Source organism: Adhaeribacter sp. (assembly GCF_057359045.1).
The window spans coordinates 63,570-80,886 of the sequence record NZ_JBMQUD010000003.1 but is presented as its reverse complement, the minus strand read 5'-3'; the positions used below and the strand labels follow the sequence as shown (position 1 = coordinate 80,886).

The 17,317-nt window shown below is 41.3% G+C and carries 12 protein-coding genes and 1 tRNA gene; 5 read left to right on the top strand and 8 right to left on the bottom strand.

From position 1 onward, the window contains the following. The first annotated feature begins 3 nt into the window (after positions 1-3). Positions 4-76 (top strand) — tRNA-Lys (locus ACO1R6_RS00665). A 703-nt stretch (positions 77-779) separates the two neighbouring features. Here ACO1R6_RS00665 and ACO1R6_RS00660 read toward each other — a convergent pair. From ACO1R6_RS00660 to ACO1R6_RS00640, 5 genes are all read right to left on the bottom strand, one after another. After that, positions 780-1,193 carry a YeeE/YedE family protein gene (locus ACO1R6_RS00660; RefSeq protein WP_486261446.1) on the bottom strand — a complete coding sequence of 138 codons (414 nt, stop codon included), beginning with the start codon at positions 1,191-1,193 and terminating at the stop codon, positions 780-782. Positions 1,194-1,345: 152 nt separating this feature from the next. Next, complete coding sequence (locus ACO1R6_RS00655) at positions 1,346-1,903, bottom strand: YeeE/YedE family protein (RefSeq protein WP_486261444.1); 558 nt, start codon at positions 1,901-1,903, stop codon at positions 1,346-1,348. 77 nt (positions 1,904-1,980) lie between these two features. Further along, positions 1,981-2,319, bottom strand: a complete 339-nt coding sequence (locus tag ACO1R6_RS00650) for a rhodanese-like domain-containing protein (protein ID WP_486261442.1) — start codon at positions 2,317-2,319, stop codon at positions 1,981-1,983. Between the two features lie 192 nt (positions 2,320-2,511). Beyond that, on the bottom strand, positions 2,512-3,924 hold the full coding sequence (locus ACO1R6_RS00645) for an MBL fold metallo-hydrolase (RefSeq protein WP_486261440.1): 1,413 nt from the start codon (positions 3,922-3,924) through the stop codon (positions 2,512-2,514). Between the two features lie 121 nt (positions 3,925-4,045). Beyond that, a complete protein-coding gene (locus tag ACO1R6_RS00640) occupies positions 4,046-4,894 on the bottom strand; it encodes a sulfite exporter TauE/SafE family protein (protein WP_486261438.1) in 849 nt (282 codons plus the stop codon). 348 nt (positions 4,895-5,242) lie between these two features. Here ACO1R6_RS00640 and ACO1R6_RS00635 point away from each other — a divergent pair, with 348 nt between their 5' ends. Continuing rightward, complete coding sequence (locus ACO1R6_RS00635) at positions 5,243-5,407, top strand: YgaP family membrane protein (RefSeq protein WP_486261436.1); 165 nt, start codon at positions 5,243-5,245, stop codon at positions 5,405-5,407. A 108-nt stretch (positions 5,408-5,515) separates the two neighbouring features. On the opposite strand, the gene ACO1R6_RS00630 is transcribed toward ACO1R6_RS00635, so the two are convergent. After that, positions 5,516-6,163: a Crp/Fnr family transcriptional regulator gene (locus ACO1R6_RS00630; RefSeq protein WP_486261434.1), complete on the bottom strand. Its 648-nt coding sequence runs from the start codon at positions 6,161-6,163 to the stop codon at positions 5,516-5,518. Between the two features lie 325 nt (positions 6,164-6,488). Continuing rightward, a complete protein-coding gene (locus ACO1R6_RS00625) occupies positions 6,489-8,252 on the bottom strand; it encodes a hypothetical protein (protein WP_486261432.1) in 1,764 nt (587 codons plus the stop codon). Between the two features lie 387 nt (positions 8,253-8,639). On the opposite strand from ACO1R6_RS00625, the gene ACO1R6_RS00620 reads away from it, so the two are divergent. Next, entirely contained in the window at positions 8,640-10,337 is a 1,698-nt protein-coding gene (locus ACO1R6_RS00620) for a glycosyltransferase family 39 protein (RefSeq protein ID WP_486261430.1), read from the top strand. A gap of 469 nt (positions 10,338-10,806) precedes the next feature. Then, complete coding sequence (locus ACO1R6_RS00615; RefSeq protein ID WP_486261428.1) at positions 10,807-11,070, top strand: hypothetical protein; 264 nt, start codon at positions 10,807-10,809, stop codon at positions 11,068-11,070. Between the two features lie 521 nt (positions 11,071-11,591). On the opposite strand, the gene ACO1R6_RS00610 is transcribed toward ACO1R6_RS00615, so the two are convergent. Then, positions 11,592-13,280 carry a helicase associated domain-containing protein gene (locus ACO1R6_RS00610; protein WP_486261426.1) on the bottom strand — a complete coding sequence of 563 codons (1,689 nt, stop codon included), beginning with the start codon at positions 13,278-13,280 and terminating at the stop codon, positions 11,592-11,594. Positions 13,281-14,255: 975 nt separating this feature from the next. Here ACO1R6_RS00610 and ACO1R6_RS00605 point away from each other — a divergent pair. Further along, positions 14,256-17,294, top strand: coding sequence for a SusC/RagA family TonB-linked outer membrane protein (locus ACO1R6_RS00605; RefSeq protein ID WP_486261424.1), 3,039 nt, complete (start codon positions 14,256-14,258; stop codon positions 17,292-17,294). Positions 17,295-17,317 lie beyond the last annotated feature (23 nt).

Here is a 17,317-nt window from a genome sequence, read left to right as displayed (position 1 = left end):
TCTGATTCTGTAGCCCAGCTGGTAGAGCAATACACTTTTAATGTATGGGTGCTGTGTTCGGGTCCCAGCGGGATCACTGTTTGTAAAAGCCACTGAATTTCAGTGGCTTTTCTATTTATCAGGTTCCTGTTTTTATTAATTATCAAATAGATAATATTTATAGGTTCATCCATCCGGATGGTTCAATGTTGCCATTTATCGTAAGTTGAATTTTAGAGGTACATCGAACTTATTATCTTTCTCTTGTCTTCCAGGTGCCATTTTCATAAAGAATATCTTACCGAGATAGCTTGTCAATGCCTGACTTCAGTAACTCATCAATGTTTTTTTAGCATCTATTAAATCAGCCAATTTAGCTTCTAGTGTATCAGTTTTCTGAGGGCATTCTAATTTTAAAACGCTAAAGTCTGCTGTACCAAGCTCTTTGTTTTGCAGGCAATTATTAACTGCGGCTAATTAAGGCATGATTTGTTAGTGTTCTCCGTTCTGATGCTTTGTTTGTTACTTAAAAGTACAAAGAGAGAAGTTATACTGATTTACCGTTAATCGGGAAGCTAGATAATACCTGGGTCCAGCGCTATTATTTACAAATAAAGTAGGATGTAGAGGATATTGTTAATTCAGAAATAAAATGAATAATGAATGTTTTGGTTTTGATGACTTTATGCTGTGAAAGCCTCACTAAAATTTAGATTCTGATAGATGATAGCAGAACTTAGTTTGAATCCAATAAAGTTAATGATGATTTCTCTATAATGGGGAGCATTGCTTTTACCGATTTAATGCGGCAGTTTCTCGCGTAGTACCCCGTACAGGAAAGTGCCGGCAGTAGCCCCAACAATGGCCACCAAAATAGGCCAGTAACTATAGCCGATGTTCACAAACATCGGACCCGGACAAGCCCCGGTGAGCGCCCAGCCTACCCCGAAGATGGTACCCCCAATCAGGTAGCGCAACACAGACTTTTCTTTTGGGTGAAATACAATTAAGTTACCTTGGTAGTCGCGCAATTTATACCTTTTGATGAGGTAAGTAGCAATAGTGCCCAATACCACCGCGGTACCAATGATACCATACATGTGAAATGACTGGAAACGGAACATCTCCTGGATACGGAACCACGAAATTGCCTCCGATTTGCTCATAACAATACCGAACATAATGCCGGCCATTATAAATTTAATTCCTTTCAAGGTCTTTGCTTTAAATTTTGAATTGTTTTTAGTTAAAACTATAGTCTAAGTTCTTGTAATCAGGATTTTTTTGAAAATAGACTTAAGCGAATATCAGCTAATAGCCCTTAATAATTAAAAAATTATTTCTCTTTTTTCGGTGCTTACTTCCATTAAAAAATAAGCGGCAGCAGTACGAAGGTGGTAAGCAAACCACCAATAAAGAAGCCTACTACGGCTATTAGCGAAGGCAGCTGTAAGTTTGATAAACCACTGATGGCATGTCCGGAAGTACAGCCCCCGGCGTAGCGGGCACCAAAGCCAATCATAAAGCCGCCAAAAAGTAATAGGGAAAAACCTTTCACACTCAAAAGCGCCTCTAGGCTAAAAAGCTCCTTGGGCTGTATACCCTTTGGGGCAGATATACCCAATTGCTGCAAATCCTGAATGGTAGCTTGGGATATTTGCACGGCCTCGTTGCTGCTGAGGAGCTCCGACGAGATGAACCCGCCCAGAATTGCGCCGACTAGGAAAAGCAGGTTCCAGGTTTGGGAGCGCCAGTCAAAATCAAAAAACTTGACGTGTTTACCCGCCCCGCAAGCGGTACAAATGGTGCGCAGGTTGGACGAAACACCAAATGTTTTTCCAAAAAATAGTAGCAGTACCATCACCAAAGCGATCATAGCGCCCGACGTGTACCATGGCCATGGTTGCCTCAGTAATTCTAACATATCTTTTCTTTCTTTTTAATAAGCACCGGCAAATAACCCTGTCCGGTTCTAAGGTTTAATATTTTGCACCGCTATTTCTAATAGCTTTCTTTATCTGCCCAGTTACCAATGCCACCAGCCAGATTGTAAGCCTTAAAGCCTTGCGCCGACAGCTGTTTGCAGGCCAAGCCGCTGCGGTTGCCGCTACGGCAAAACATATAATATTCCTTGCTCTTATCCAACGTTTGCAGAACTGCTCTAAATTGAGGAGAGGTTACATCCAAGTTGCGGGCGCCCTTGATAGTGCCAGAGGCAAACTCCGCGGCGGTTCTAACATCCAGCAACTCGGCTTTAGCGGCCTGCTGGTATTTTGCTTTAAAAGTATTTCCGTCCAGGTCTTTGTAGTTGTTAGGAGCGGTCTTTAAAAAAATGAGCATATCTTTATCTGTTCAGTGCTTTTGGTGCTTTTATTTAATAACTGTACAAAGGTCAGGCGATATTCATCCGGGTTTAGTGACTTTGGTCACGCAGGAAAGAATATTTCCCAAACCGCACGGGTATCTGTATTAAGCAAGATTGGAGCAAAGTTTTAAATTAGGTTTTGCTCCGGCTCAGCTTACAATACATTCTTATTTCAGGGTAGATGGGCAAACGTAAGCGGTTTTGGGTACAGTTGTTTCCGAAATAGCCTTAAAGCCACCATCCACATTCACTACCTTATTAAAGCCCCTGGTTTTTAGAATAGAGGCAGCAATCATGGAGCGGTAACCGCTGGCGCAGTGCAGGTACATCTCCTGTTCCTGAGGCAATTCGGCCAGATGCTCGTTTAGGTAGTCCAAAGGCGCACTCTGGGCCTTTGCTACGTGCTCGGCCTGGTATTCACCGGGTTTGCGCACATCCACAACTTTCAGGTTATTATCCTGGGCATAGCGGCGGGCAAACTCATCGGCGGAAATGGAGTTAATGGTATCTATTTCTTTGCCTGCCTCTTTCCAGCTTTGGAAGCTGCCTTTCAGGTAGCCAATGGTGTGGTCGTAGCCTACCCGTGCCAGCCGGGTTACCACTTCTTCTTCGCGCCCTTCATCAGCTACAAATAATATGGGTTGCTGTACGTCTGGAATCAGCGCCCCCACCCAGGGTGCAAAGTTACCGTCGAGGCCAATGTTGATGGCGTTTGGGATAAAGCCTTTAGCAAATTCTTGCGGCTGGCGGGTATCCAGTACCAAAGCCCCGGTTTCATTGGCAACGGCTTCAAAGGCTTCCGGCGAGAGCGCCTGCTGGCCCTGCTGTAATACTTCTGCAATATTGGCGTAACCCTCGCGGTTCATCTTCACATTCATCGGGAAATAGCCCGGAGGCGGGAGCAAACCAGATGTCACTTCCTGTACAAATTCTTCTTTGGTCATATCGGTTCGCAAGGCATAATTCGTTTTTTTCTGGTTGCCCAGCAAATCGGTAGTTTCCTTGCTCATGTTTTTGCCACAAGCAGAACCAGCGCCGTGGGCCGGAAATACGATAATATCATCGGCCAGCGGCATAATCTTGTCGCGGAGTGACTCGTAAAGGTGGCAGGCCAGTTGCTCTTCGGTCAGGTCTGATTTCACGGCCAGGTCCGGCCGACCCACATCGCCAATAAATAAGGTGTCGCCGGTAAATAAACCATATTCTTTTCCATTCTCGTCTTGTAGCAGGTAGGTGGTAGACTCCATGGTGTGGCCGGGCGTATGCAGCACCTTTAGGGTTGCCTTACCCAATTTCAATTCTTCGCCGTCGGTGGCAATATGGGCGGTAAAGGCAGGTTGCGCATTGGGGCCAAAAACTATTTCGGCACCGGTGGCTTTGGCCAGGTCTACGTGACCCGATACAAAGTCGGCGTGGAAGTGCGTCTCCAGTATGTATTTAATTTTGGCACCGTCCTTAGCGGCTTTTTCCAGATAAGGTTTAATCTCCCGCAACGGGTCCACAATGGCGGCTTCGCCGTTGCTCTCGATGTAATAAGCGTCTTGGGCTAGGCATCCGGTATAAATCTGTTCTACTTTCATGGCTTTTATTTTTATATTTTAAAATATGTATCTATCAATTAGGTGCTCATCATTAGGTTAATGGTACCACAAATTTGGGAAGGTAATAAACTGATTACAGTGACTAAAGTCGCGCCGGTATTTAGGCGAAGAAAATTTCTTTGGTAAAGATATAGATACCCATTACCAGCACGAACCAACCAAAAGAGGTCTTTAGTTTTTCCGCATGAATCTGGGTAGACAGAAAGGTGCCCACGAATATCCCGGCAATAGAGATAACCGAAAATATAGCCAGGAACAGCCAGTTAATTTCATAGTTATAAATGTCGCCAATGAAACCCAGCAATGATTTGGCCGCTATGATGAGCAGGGAAGTACCCACGGCCATTTTCATATCAAGTTTACTGAATAGTACCAGGGCCGGAATAATTAGGAAGCCTCCGCCAGCGCCTACTAGCCCCGTTAAGGTGCCTACCACCAGCCCTTCTGCCAGAATACCGGCGTAATTAAATTTTGGCTGCGGGTGCTCGGAGTGGGGAGCTACATGTTCCACGCTCATTATTCTGTCAGCATTATCATCCGTGGGTTCATTGAGCTTCCCTTTATAAATCATGCTGATAGAGGCAAATACCATTAAGGCAGCAAAAAGCAGCATTACCATCAAATCTTTAGTCACGACTAGTTCGCCGATATGAAACAGGTTTTCAGGGATGGCCGGCACCAGGTAGCGGCGGGTAGCATAAACTGCCACAATAGAGGGTAAACCAAAAACAAGGGCCGTTTTCAGGCTGACCAAACCTTTTTTATAAAATTTATAGCTGCCCACCAGGCTAGTCAGGCCCACGATAAAGAGCGAGTAAGCGGTTGAGATGACCGGGCTCAGGCCAATTAAGTATACCAGCACCGGCACGGTTAAAATGGAGCCGCCCCCACCAATTAACCCTAAAGAAAGCCCAATCAGGAGGGCCCCGATGTATCCAAGTATTTCCATGGTTATGATGTTTTAAGGAGTACGGTACAAAGGTATGGCCCGGGGTAAGCCGGTTCAGTGACTATTATCACCGAGGTGCGGCGAACCGCGGAGTGGTAGGTAGAAAAGGAATAATATTTAGCACCGGTTGACTAGGGGGGATTTTGCAATGTGACTAATGTAACTGATTAGGTGCTGTAAGGGCCTCTTTCATTTAATAAAGCCGATCTCATTAAATATATCTGGTAGACGGGAGTTGTTTGGCTCAGGCGGCCAACCACAACTGGATTTTACAATTACTGAATCTTAAAATTTAAATTGTACCCTTAAATTCAAAAGAGATGAAAAAAACATGGGAAATACCGGGTTTTGATTGGAGTATTATACAATACCGGAACAATTGCCGGTACCATAGCCTTGGTGCTACTGGTAATTTGTGGCATTTTTGTACTAACCAGCCTGGTTGGATATTGCCCTTGGTACGCGTTATTTGGTTGGAATGCCCGGCATAAAACAACAGGGCACCAGCATTGATTCACTTCCTGATAGCCGCATCATCTGTGCTTAGACTACCAATATTAATGAATGAATATTTAGCACATTTTATTCGCTACCCGGAAAGTAAAAAAGGAGCAATCTTAGCTAAACGCTTCCCAGGTCATGCACTTCAAGGTAACTGCGGTGCAGGGTAATGGAGCCGGTTTGTTCCAGCTTTTTCAGGAGCCTAGAGATTACTTCGCGGGAGCTGTTGAGTTCATCGGCAATTTGCTGGTGCGAGAGCCGAACTTCTTTGCCACTAACTTTAACATGGCGTTTCAGGTAAAATACGAGGCGCTCGTCCAGGCTTTTAAAAGCAATGCTATCCAGGGTTAGTAGCAGTTCTTCGAAGCGTTGGCGGTAAGAAGCAATTACAAAGTTGTGCCAGCTTTTGTACTTGGCCAGCCATAACTCCGACAAGTGCGATGGAATCAGAATTACTTCTGAAGATGTAACGGCTTTGGCCATAATCTGGCTCTGTTCGTCGCGGACCGCACACATCATCGAAAGGGCGCAGGCATTTCCGGGTTCCAGGTAGTACATCAGAAACTCATTGCCTTCTTCATCTTCCCGGTATATTTTCAGCAACCCACTAAGCAGCAAAACGGTAGACCTGATGTACTGTCCGGTGCGCAATATTTCTTCGCCTTCCTCCAATTGTTTCAGGGTGCTTTGGCTTAAAATTTCATCCAGTAGTGGCGGCTCAAACTGAGGGAAGTGCTTCCGTATTATTTCTTTTTCCATGGTTTTCATAAAGATAATTTTAGCAGTACAGATTTCTTCCTTCAGATAATATTTTTGATTAATGGTTAAATATCAGACAATCAGTAAATCCGTACATCAGTAAAAAACATATCTGCCCAGTACAAAAAAATCTGGGCAGATATGTTTTAGTTTATCAAATTACCAAAATACATAAAGTCTTTTCAGTGATATTAGTCACACCACTGCCTGAGCATAGACTATGAGGAAACAACAGCTTCTTCCTTGTACTTTATGCAAGTAGCTTTTATTGATATTATTCTTGCAAGATTACAAACCTGAATTTTAGACGTACTCTTAACGAGGTAAATTTAAGTTAATCGTTAAATGCTTTAGATCTATTCTTAAGAATATATACTTTTGAAGAAATCCAGCCAGGTTCCAGAATAGCCCTTCCGGATGCATTTATGCCAGCTTGGTTCCGGTACATTATTGTATCTAAATAATAATATTGGGAAATATAATTTCTTAAATCCAGATAGAAGTTATTACTAGTATCTGCTTTTGAAATATCCAGTAAAGCAACTGGTTCGTTTTCCTGGATATTTTTTAAAAATCTTTCTTGGTAATATTTTAACTGAGTAATTCCCATATGACCCTCTGGCCGCTGACTATGGGATTCTCTCGTGCCCTGAATTAAACCAGTTTCCAGGTAATATACGCCATTACTACCTAATATATCCTGAAAGCCCCAAACTACTAACTTATCGTTAGGTTTAGCATATTTCAAAATCCGGATACTGGCCGGATTCTTTTCCGGAAGGTTTTTATCGGCCAAAACTTTTGCTAACAGAACATTGCCTGGCAGAAGCAAAAGGATTGATAATACTGCATAAAAAACCAACATTAATATCGAGAAGTTTAGTTGATTAGAGGTATTAATTAACTGGAGATAAAACGCATTAAGCAAAGTTAATGGCAGCAATAGAAATAATTGGTAATGCGGAAACTCCCAACCTTTGCCTATTGCATAATAAGCCGCTAAAAATAACAAGTGAACAAACCAGAAAAGCTTATTTGTAAGTTTTAATTTTTGGTTTTTACTGGTTAAATAATAGTAAATACCTATAACCGGAATAATGGCCACTATAACATAATAAGGAATGGCACTTTGGGTATATTTTAAAATAATCTTAAGTGGGGCTATCAATGTATTACCCAAAGGCACAGCACTGCCATAAACTATATTGTTAAGGATATAGGATTGCCAGAAATCATAGAGAGCCTTAACATAAAATAAATAAATTATGGTAATTATAGTTGGTGCTAAACCAGTGGAGAAAAAAATCAGTATTGCTTTTACTTTACCCCACCCCGTTGTTAACCGGTTAAGTAAAATATCTATTAAAAAAAATAAGCCGATTATAAAACCAATAGGCAGACTTTGCAGCTTACTAAAGGGTAGCAGTCCTAATCCTATTCCTGCCCCAATTAATATTAAGTTTCGGGGTTTTTTATTAAACAGAGCATATAAATAGGTAAGAACCGATAATAAAAGAATAGGAACATATTCACTGCTATAAAAATTCAGGTCGAAATGGCTGGTAAGAAAAAGAAATATAATTAATGGTACTATTACCATCCTGGCTACTGTTTGGCTAAAAAAGTATTTTATAGCAAAATAGGTGAAGTAAATAGCTGGAATTAATAAAAAGATATTACAAAAAAGTCTGGCAGTAGCAAATGATATTTTAATATTAAATAAATAAATTAATCCTAACGGAAAAATGTTTAAGGGGCCGCTGGTAGTTCCATCCACAGATAGCCAAAACCGTGGGTCATTGATTAAAGTGGCGGCTCCGGCTATCCACTCCGCCTCATCCGGATTTATTTCGCCTGCGGCATACGAAGGATATCTAAGTATTATCAACCCAATGGCGGTGATTAAAAGGAAAAACTTTTCTGAACCCAGCTTATTATTGTTGCTGCTTAAGCTGAGCCAAGTACTATATAAAACTAAAAAGATAAACGGCAAACAAATTAATATCCATCCCAGTTGAGCATAGTCGCCGGAATCAATTATAAAAGAACTTAATCTTTTTGATAAGGTACTTGGATGTTCTAATATCTGGAGAATCATAATAGTAGTTATATTAAAACAAAACCAAAACGCACCTTGCTTAAGCCAGAACTATTTTGGTTTAATATTAACTGTTCTATTCTGAATAAGGCAGTTTTGGCAATTTTACTTGTATAGTACAGGTTAATACAGCATTTGCTTTCCGAATGCCTATATCATGGTTTATAAATTCAGTTAATTTAATTACCTAAACGCACTTATAGTTAATTGCTATTTCAGGCAGCAACTCCAACTTTTTGTAACAACAGTAATAATAATCTAATTTTTTATAAAAAAAATTTAATATTCAAGCTTAACTGTTGGTAAATTATTTAAATTGTTGGGCAATTAGTATAAACATCAAAAAGTATAATTTCTTTATCTGACTAAATCTTTACCGTTAAAATAATGAAACCTTTCTTTAACGCAGCTCCTCTGGTATTGCCAAGAGAATTAGTTTTCTCGTCAACGAATCAGCCGGTAAAATCTAAATGGCATAAATTTGCCTGGTTTATGGTTGCTTTGGGTATTTTCTTTCGGCTTTTCCACTACCTGGATAACCGCTCTTTCTGGTTAGATGAAATTTACCTGGCTACTAGTCTGATTAAAATGAATTTTTGGGAGCTAACGGCACCTATGTTGGAATATGAGCAAAAGGCTCCAATCTTGTTTCTCTGGCTGGAGCGGCTCTGCGTACTGCTTTTTGGCAAATCCGAAATGGCCTTGCGCTTAATCCCTTTACTTGCGGGAATTGCTTCTTTGCTCCTGTTTATGCCAGTGGCCCGTTATTTTTTAAAGCCCTTGGGCGTAGTAGTGGCCTTGGCCATGCTGGCCCTGGCACCCCCACTGATTTATCATGCTGTAGAAGCCAAACAATACAGCACCGAACTGCTGGCCACGATAATAGCTTTATATTCATTTACTCGCTACCATCAAAAAAACGATATAAAAGCTTTACTAAAATGGGGATTAGCAGGAGTCGTTCTGCTCTGGTTTTCTTTTTCTTCTATTTTTATACTGGCGGGTATAGCAATTGGCTGTAGCCTGTACTACTTGATAAAAAAGAATTGGAAAGCTCTGTTTCGCTCACTTATTCCTTTTACGATGTGGCTGGTAACCTTTGTAATTCACTTCTTAGCTTTTTCCGAAGAACATATCCAATCGGGGTGGCTGATAGATTGGTTCCAGCACAAGGATGCTTTTATGCCTTTCCCACCAACCGGTTTAGCCGACCTGAAATGGTTTTTCCAGATGATTTACCGGTTTATGAACTACCCCATGGGTTTATTATGGTTTACGCCCGACATCCACGACAATATTATCATGCGCAATATTTTCCGGATGATGCCCTTGTTTTTACTGTTGTTAATGGTTGGAATGTTTATATGTTTCCGACAAGATAATAAACGCTTTTTTATTTTAATCTTTCCGTTGGTGTTAACACTGCTGGCATCCGGGCTAATGTTTTATCCCGTCTATGATCGTTTGCTGGTATTTCTGGCACCTCTGGCTATTTTGTTAATGGCCCGAGGCTGCGAATATTTAACGAATTTGTTGCCGGCCAGGGCTAAATGGCGGTATTTGCTGCCAGCCTTGTTACTGGCGGGTCCATTTTATAATGCAGTAGTGCAGGTAATTAACCCGGAGCTGATGGATACAGAAAAAAATGTGGGCATAACCCGACAGCACCACCGCGAATCTTTTCTTTACATTAACGAGCGCTACCAACCTGGTGACGTGGTATACGTGTACTGGAATGATTTACCTCCCTACCGTTTTTATAAAGCTACTTATAACCTGAAATACACCGCCCTGCAAGGGAGAGATGTTCGATTTATTTCAAAGGATATAAACGATTATTTTAATAAACTTAGTCCGGATTTTAAACCTCTATTAGGCAAGAAAAGAGTCTGGCTGGTTTACGACAGACATTTATTTGTAAATATCGGCGACTATCTGGACCGGCCAACCTGGTATTTTGAAGCCAACCTAAAACAGCCGGGAAAAATGTTAATCCACAACAAGTTTGCCGCTATGAGCAAAGAAACAGATACTTACCGGACTACCTATACTAATGTAAGTTTATTCGATTTATCCAGTAAATAATTTTGTTTACTTTAACTTTGCTTGGCTCGGATCAGTGGCTTGGAGTGTATGAAGCTTGCCGCCTTGATTCGTTTTAAGGATATTGTCTCTTACTTTTTGAGCTATCTATTGTCAGGTTTTGTTTCCCTTTTCAGCTTTACTTTTTATATCACCTTACCCTTTTGCCGAAAATGTAGGCAAGCCCCGTATTTGGCCGTAGCAGTACCGGTCAAGTGTATGTTACCGGCCGGCAAGCCGGAGTGGTTATAATGCTGCGGGATAACAATAACGATGGTGTAACCGATACCAAAACTACAGTTGCTACCATTAAGGATGTGCATGGATTGGCAATTAAAGGCACTCAGTTATACAAGATAGCCATAAAAGATTTGTTTGTGGCCAATATGAATATGGCTGGCACCTTAGGTCCCCTGCATTTTAATCAACAATTTACCGGATGTAGATCAGCATACAAACCGTACCATTGCTTTTGCCGGCTAAACATTATGGTTGGCCTTATATTTACGGAGAAGGCAAATACAAACCCGGTGATAGACCGGATGGCGACACGACTTACACCCAATACCGGCCCACTTTAACCTATCAGGCGCATGCGGCACCAATGCAAATGGTTTTTTATAAGCTTCCAGGTACCGGCACCAGTACAACTAAGCCTTTCCCTCAAGAGCACCACAACGATGCCTTTGTTGCTATGCGGGGGGGGGGCGGAGTAAACAATTGGGTTACAAAGTAATGCGCTGCATTTTGCAAACGGATGACCAGTGCGGTTTGATGATTTTCTGAATGGTTTCCTGGTAGATAAAAACCGGGCGCACTTTGGTCGCCTAATGGGCGTAGCAGTAGCTCAGGATGGATCCTAGAAAGGTATTTGCGTCAATATAAAGGCTGTTTGAGACAGTTTGCTTGATTGCAAATAGAGAACGAACATAATAGGGCGGAACTGCCTTAATGTACTTTGGCTACCTGCCTTCGGGGATGTTATTACAGCTAAAAAGTTTTAATTATTTAATTAACGGTTATAGTTTTGTCTCTAGGGATCACGAAAGATAAATCCCACTCATTTAAGACCGCCATTTATTTTTAATGCCAAACCCTAAAATTCTGTTTTAATTTACAAGGCTCATAAATTAATCCGCTTAACCTAAGGCCAACATCCCTTTGCGCTCCAATCCTGGCAATGATTAATTAAATTGTACTTAATCTAATGGAATTAGGGATTATTTTGGGGCTACAACGCTATACAGGCACTAATGTTTAGTCCTGGCCTAAAACAAACTGCTTACCCCAATCAAAATTGATTTTATTTAACAAGTTAACGCGTTCGGGGAGTAGTTTATCTTTTTCCTGGCGCATGCGGCTTACCCATTTACCCAATTTGGGATCTCGGCTCCATTTAACCGGCACGCGGGTGTGGCCAAATTCCTGTTTAAACTGTAGCAAACGGTTGTACATTTCTTCCCAGGCAACTACGGTTTTGCGGCTTACTTTCCAATCAAAGCCCAGTAAGTCTAATAATTCTACTTTTTGGGCCGAAAGCTCGGGTTTGGCAATTTTCATGCGATACACCCAGGCGGCTAACTGCTGATTTTCTGGCCATTGGTGGGGCACGCGCGTATGACCAAATTGTTTTTTAAATTCAGCTAGTGCCTCGTACATTTTCATCCAGTAGCCTTCCTGTACATTCCACGGAAACCGTATTTCGTTTAGTTTGGCCAATCTTTCTTCCGATAAGTTGCCTTCGTAAAATAATTTCCGTTGCCAGCGGGTCCAGCGTTGTAAAACCGGGTTAATTTTTAACGAAACCTGACAGGTGCCGTAAACCTGGCGGTAAATTTTCAGGCGTTCAAAATTAAGGTTCCATTGGGCATCGTACTTAGATTTTAATTGTTTTAAAGTATCGGTGTGCCACACAAATCCTAACTGGTCTAACTTCTTTTTCTTTTCAGGGCCTAATTGTCCATTAGCTTCTAACCGCCGTTGGGAGGCTACCCAAGTACCCAGGGCTTTGTCTTCTTTGTAATTTACGGGTACAAAACTGTGCCCATGTTTCTTTTTAAATGCGCGGAGTTGTTTGTACTTTTCGTTCCATTGGTTCTTTTTAATGTTCGAAAAACTCCAGATAAACCCAATTTCGTTTAGCAACTGCTCCCGTTCGGGCAATAATATTTTGTTCTTTTTGTTTGTTCTTTGGTTTTCAATCCAACTGGTTAGCTGTTTAAATTTACCGGGTACGCGGCAGTGGCCGTGTTGTTGGTAAAACGCCAGCAGTTGTTGGTAATACTGCTGCCACTGGGCATCGTAAATAGCCTGAATGTGCCAAACAAAATTCAGTTGGTTCAGTTTTGCTTCCCGGTCGGGCCGTAATTTATTTGTTGCTTTTAGCGTACGTTGTACGCGCACCCAGTTTGCCAAAGTTTTATCCTGTTCCCATTTTTGCGGCACCTGGCCATGCCCGTAGGTTAGGTAAAACTCTTTTAGCCTGGCATACATCAGGTTCCAGCGCTGGTCGCGGGTAAAGGTTAAATCCCATTCAACGCCTAACTTGTCCAGGAGATTAAACTGTTCTTCGGAAAGGTAATTTTTATTCTGAATTTGCCGCAGCAGCCAATCTTTTAAAACTTCGTGTTTGGCATCATCGGGCAGGGCTAAGTGGTTACTTTCTTTGTAGAATTGCGTTAACTGATGATACAGGTGGTCCCAGCTATTATCAAACTCCGATAAGTCGGCTTCTAAAGCGGTAAATTTCTCTTTTAGTTCGGCCGGAAGTTTGTCTTTAATTTTTCTTTGGATTTCGAGCCACTTGAGTACTTCTTCGTCTAAATCACCGGGAACTGGCAGTTGGCTCGTCTTTTTTTTCTGAAGATAAGCTTCTAATTTGTTGAAGTGAAGATGCCAGTTTTCGAAGAACCTGCTATTAAACAGTTCTTTCTCTAAAATTCCCATGACCAAAAGAAAATTAAGTTTACTTCGGTTAACTTTTAATAACTTTTAAAATTTTCTTATTACGTAAACCGTATAATTATTTCATAAAATTATTAAATGAAGTAAAATTGCGCCTGGGCCTCAAATTACGAATTAAAATAGGTTCTTTCTAACCAGTATCTGACTTTATGCCACGATTTGTATTATATTGCCTTAACTGGCACTAACTTTTGTGGCTTTCCAGTAATAAATGCTGGTTATTAAAAAGCCATACGCATAAACTGTAAAAGTTGATTAAATCAGAACTAAAAATTTTGCTTTCACTTAATAAAGATTTCGGGTTTAAAATTACGGTTTATTTTCTGGTTTCAGCAATTAATAATTGATTGTACCATTACCTTTGTGTAAACATTTTTTAACAAAAGGTTTATATTTTACCTGGTTGTATAATTACTAGGGCCATAGCACTGGATGCGCGCGTACGTTACCCTCCTGGTTAAATGGCTGTTTTGCTCTTTTGTTCAAGTCTAATCTGGCATGGCCAAGTTCAATCTTTTACTCAGAATAAATATTGCCGGTAAATAAATGCTGGCTGGTTTAAAAAATATTCTGTCTGTCATTAATGGCAACCAACTAACGTATAAAGCGGGAAAATTCCTCCGAAACAAGTATCTGATTATTGCCTGTCTGTAGGCCGGATCATAAAAAAAAACTAGGTATGCGCCGACAAAACCTGTTTTAATATTTATAAACTGGTTATAATTAATTAAATTGCTTGCGCCCATGCCTTTGTAATTTATCAAATTTACCTGTATTTCTTAAGTAAGTATAATAAGCAACCTGCTAAATAAAATTATGCGTTTACCTTTTTATTATCTTGATTAAAACAAAATTTTTAGAAGAAGAGTACAGAAGCATCTGGTGCTATAAACAACTGAAAAACTTTTTATTTTTTATCTTTTAATTACTACAAATCCACCTATTTACCCAAAAATTATGGTTAAACAATTATCTTTTAAAGTAAAGTGGCTTACCCTTTTGCCATTATTCCTTTTTCTGGTGGCGGGGGCTTTTGCTCAAGGTATTGCCGTCAAAGGAAAGATTAGCAGCAATACCGGTGAAGCGCTACCAGGGGTTACAATTGTGCTAAAAGGCTCTACTGTAGGCACCACCTCTGACGTAGAGGGAAATTATTCTATTAATTTGCCAAATAGTAACGGCACCCTGGTGTTTTCTTACATTGGTTATGCCACTCAAGAGGTTGTCATAAATAATCGTACTACTATAAACGTTACTTTGGCTATGGATGCCAAGGCTATGGAAGAAGTAGTAGTAGTGGGTTATGGTACCGTTAAGAAAAGTGATGTGACCGGATCAGTATCATCTGTAAAATCAGAACAATTAACTGCTTATCCGTCTATTGGTACTGTACAGGCTCTGCAGGGCCGATCGGCCGGTGTACAAATTCAGGCCAATAACGGCGAGCCAGGTTCTACCTTTAAAGTGCGTATTCGGGGCGGGAGTTCCATTAATGCCAGCAGCGATCCTATTTATGTAGTAGATGGTTTTGTAGGCGGCGCTTTGCCTCCTCCGGAAGACATAGAATCGTTAGAGGTGTTAAAAGATGCTTCGGCAACTGCTATTTATGGCTCGCGTGGGGCCAATGGCGTGGTAATGATCACGACTAAAAAAGGACAAACCGGCAAACCCAGAATTGAATACAACACGGCATTTTCTACGCAAACTGAAATTAACCGCTTAGAATTATTGAATGCCGCTCAGTTTACCGAGTATATTAAAGAAGTAAAGCCGGCTTTTGAATCGGCTGGTGCTGATACCGACTGGCAAGATAAAATTTTCAGAAGAGGTGGGATTCAGAACCACCAATTATCAATATCGGGGGGGAGCGATGCTGTAAAATATTACTTATCGGGCGCTTATTACGATCAGAAAGGAATTATTTTGAATTCGGGTTACGATCGGTTTTCGGTTACCAGTAATGTTGATATAAAAGCGAGTGAAAAGCTTAAAATTGGGCTTAACCTTTTTGCCCAAAGAGTTAACCGGAACCAGGCCAGAACCCAGGAAGGTTCCAGTGGGCTTACGCCTGGGGTAATTGCTTCGGCTTTTAAATTTGAGCCCGACCAGCCTATTTATGGAGCTAATGGCTTATTTACCATTGCCCGGCTAAGCGACCCGATTGATAACCCGTATGCGATTGCTACACAATTGGTAAACGAATCGGTTACAGATCGGGTACAAGGAAACTTATACGCCGAGTACGATATATTTAAGGATTTAAAGTTCCGGACTACTCTTGGGGCCACTACCAGCAATGGCCGAGTTGGTACTTTTACACCTACTACCCTAAATGTGGGCCGCTCGGTAGGAGGTGAGGCAACCGTAGATGGAACGAAGAATACCCTAATTTTGAACGAGAATTACTTAACTTACAGTAAAACGTTCGGCGACATCCATAATTTTTCTATTATGGGCGGCTATTCTTTTCAAACCTCCAACAATGAGAACTGGGGTGGGGCAGGCCAATCATTTACAACCAATGCGGTTTCTTACTGGAACCTGGGTGGATCTTCCGTTAGGCAAAGCCCCACTTCTGGTCTTATTGAATCGCAGTTAAGTTCTGTTTATGGCCGATTAAATTATTCTTTATTGGATCGGTATCTGTTTACGGCTACGATCCGCCGGGATGGTTCTTCTAACTTTAGTAGAAATTATAAATGGGCTACTTTCCCTTCCGGAGCTTTTGCCTGGAAAATGTCTAACGAATCTTTTATGGCTAATATGGTTCAGATAAGCCAGTTAAAGTGGCGGGTTAGTTACGGCCATACCGGTAACCAGGGTATTAGCCCGTACCAAACGTTAGCCAGGTTCTCAGATGTTTATACCATTATCGATGGTAAACCAGTATTAGCCGTACGGCCTACCTCCGTAGCCAACGAAAACCTGACCTGGGAAACTACCAAACAACTTGATATAGGTTTGGACCTGGGATTATTTAATAACCGGCTAAATTTTGTAGTAGATTATTACCGGAAAGTAACGGATGATTTGTTGTTTAGCGTGCCTTTGCCGCAATATACTGGTTACCCGAGCCAATTGCAGAATCTGGGTTCGGTAGAAAACAAAGGCTTTGAATTTACCGTGAATACCAGAAATCTGACGGGTGCCTTCACTTGGAGTACTGATGTTAACGTATCAACTAACCGCAATAAAGTGCTGAAATTACCCGGCGGCAATCAAATATTATATGCTTCTGGTCCGGGGCATTTAGTTGGCTTAGGCGAAACCCAGATTCTACGGGAAGGTTATCCGGTAGGGAGTTTTTATGGCTGGATTTACGACGGCGTTTACCAAACAAGCGATAACTTTATACCCGGCGGAGGCTTTGAGCAAGTGGCAGGAGGTGAAAAATTCCGGGATATTAACGGCAAAGATGCGCAGGGTAATTTAACCGGTCAGCCCAATGGTACATTAAACAGCGATGACCGCACCATTATAGGCAATCCAAACCCAAAATTTACCTGGGGGCTGAATAATGATTTTAGTTTTAAAGGTTTCGACCTAAATGTATTCTTCCAGGGTTCGCAAGGCAACGATATTTTAAGTTATACTCTCATGGAGTTGAACCTGTTGTCGGGTATAAATAATGCTACTACGGCGGCTTTAAATCGTTGGACACCTACGAATACCAATACTAATGTACCGAAAGCAGCCACCGGACGTACCCGCCGGCTTTCTACCCGCTGGGTTTATGATGGCAGTTATGTGCGTTTAAAGAACCTGGCTTTGGGTTATAATCTGCCTAAACCGCTTCTGGAGACCCTGCGCATTAATAAACTAAGGGTTTATATTAGTGCTCAAAATATTTTGACCTTTACCAAATACGAAGGCTATGACCCGGAAGTAAATTACTCATCAGAAGGCAGTGTTAATAGTAACCGTAACCTGGGCTTGGATTATGGTAGTTATCCGAATGCCAAATCTTATACCGTTGGGCTTAATATTGGTTTTTAAAACAGTATTTTTAAGATAAAGCA

Excerpts from the sequence above, each read along its gene's own strand:
- ACO1R6_RS00655 (WP_486261444.1), bottom strand. The coding sequence starts at position 1,903 with ATGTTAGAATTACTGAGGCAACCATGGCCATGGTACACGTCGGGCGCT.
- ACO1R6_RS00650 (WP_486261442.1), bottom strand. The coding sequence starts at position 2,319 with ATGCTCATTTTTTTAAAGACCGCTCCTAACAACTACAAAGACCTGGAC.
- ACO1R6_RS00645 (WP_486261440.1), bottom strand. The coding sequence starts at position 3,924 with ATGAAAGTAGAACAGATTTATACCGGATGCCTAGCCCAAGACGCTTAT.
- ACO1R6_RS00640 (WP_486261438.1), bottom strand. The coding sequence starts at position 4,894 with ATGGAAATACTTGGATACATCGGGGCCCTCCTGATTGGGCTTTCTTTA.
- ACO1R6_RS00630 (WP_486261434.1), bottom strand. The coding sequence starts at position 6,163 with ATGAAAACCATGGAAAAAGAAATAATACGGAAGCACTTCCCTCAGTTT.
- ACO1R6_RS00625 (WP_486261432.1), bottom strand. The coding sequence starts at position 8,252 with ATGATTCTCCAGATATTAGAACATCCAAGTACCTTATCAAAAAGATTA.
- ACO1R6_RS00620 (WP_486261430.1), top strand. The coding sequence starts at position 8,640 with ATGAAACCTTTCTTTAACGCAGCTCCTCTGGTATTGCCAAGAGAATTA.
- ACO1R6_RS00610 (WP_486261426.1), bottom strand. The coding sequence starts at position 13,280 with ATGGGAATTTTAGAGAAAGAACTGTTTAATAGCAGGTTCTTCGAAAAC.
- ACO1R6_RS00605 (WP_486261424.1), top strand. The coding sequence starts at position 14,256 with ATGGTTAAACAATTATCTTTTAAAGTAAAGTGGCTTACCCTTTTGCCA.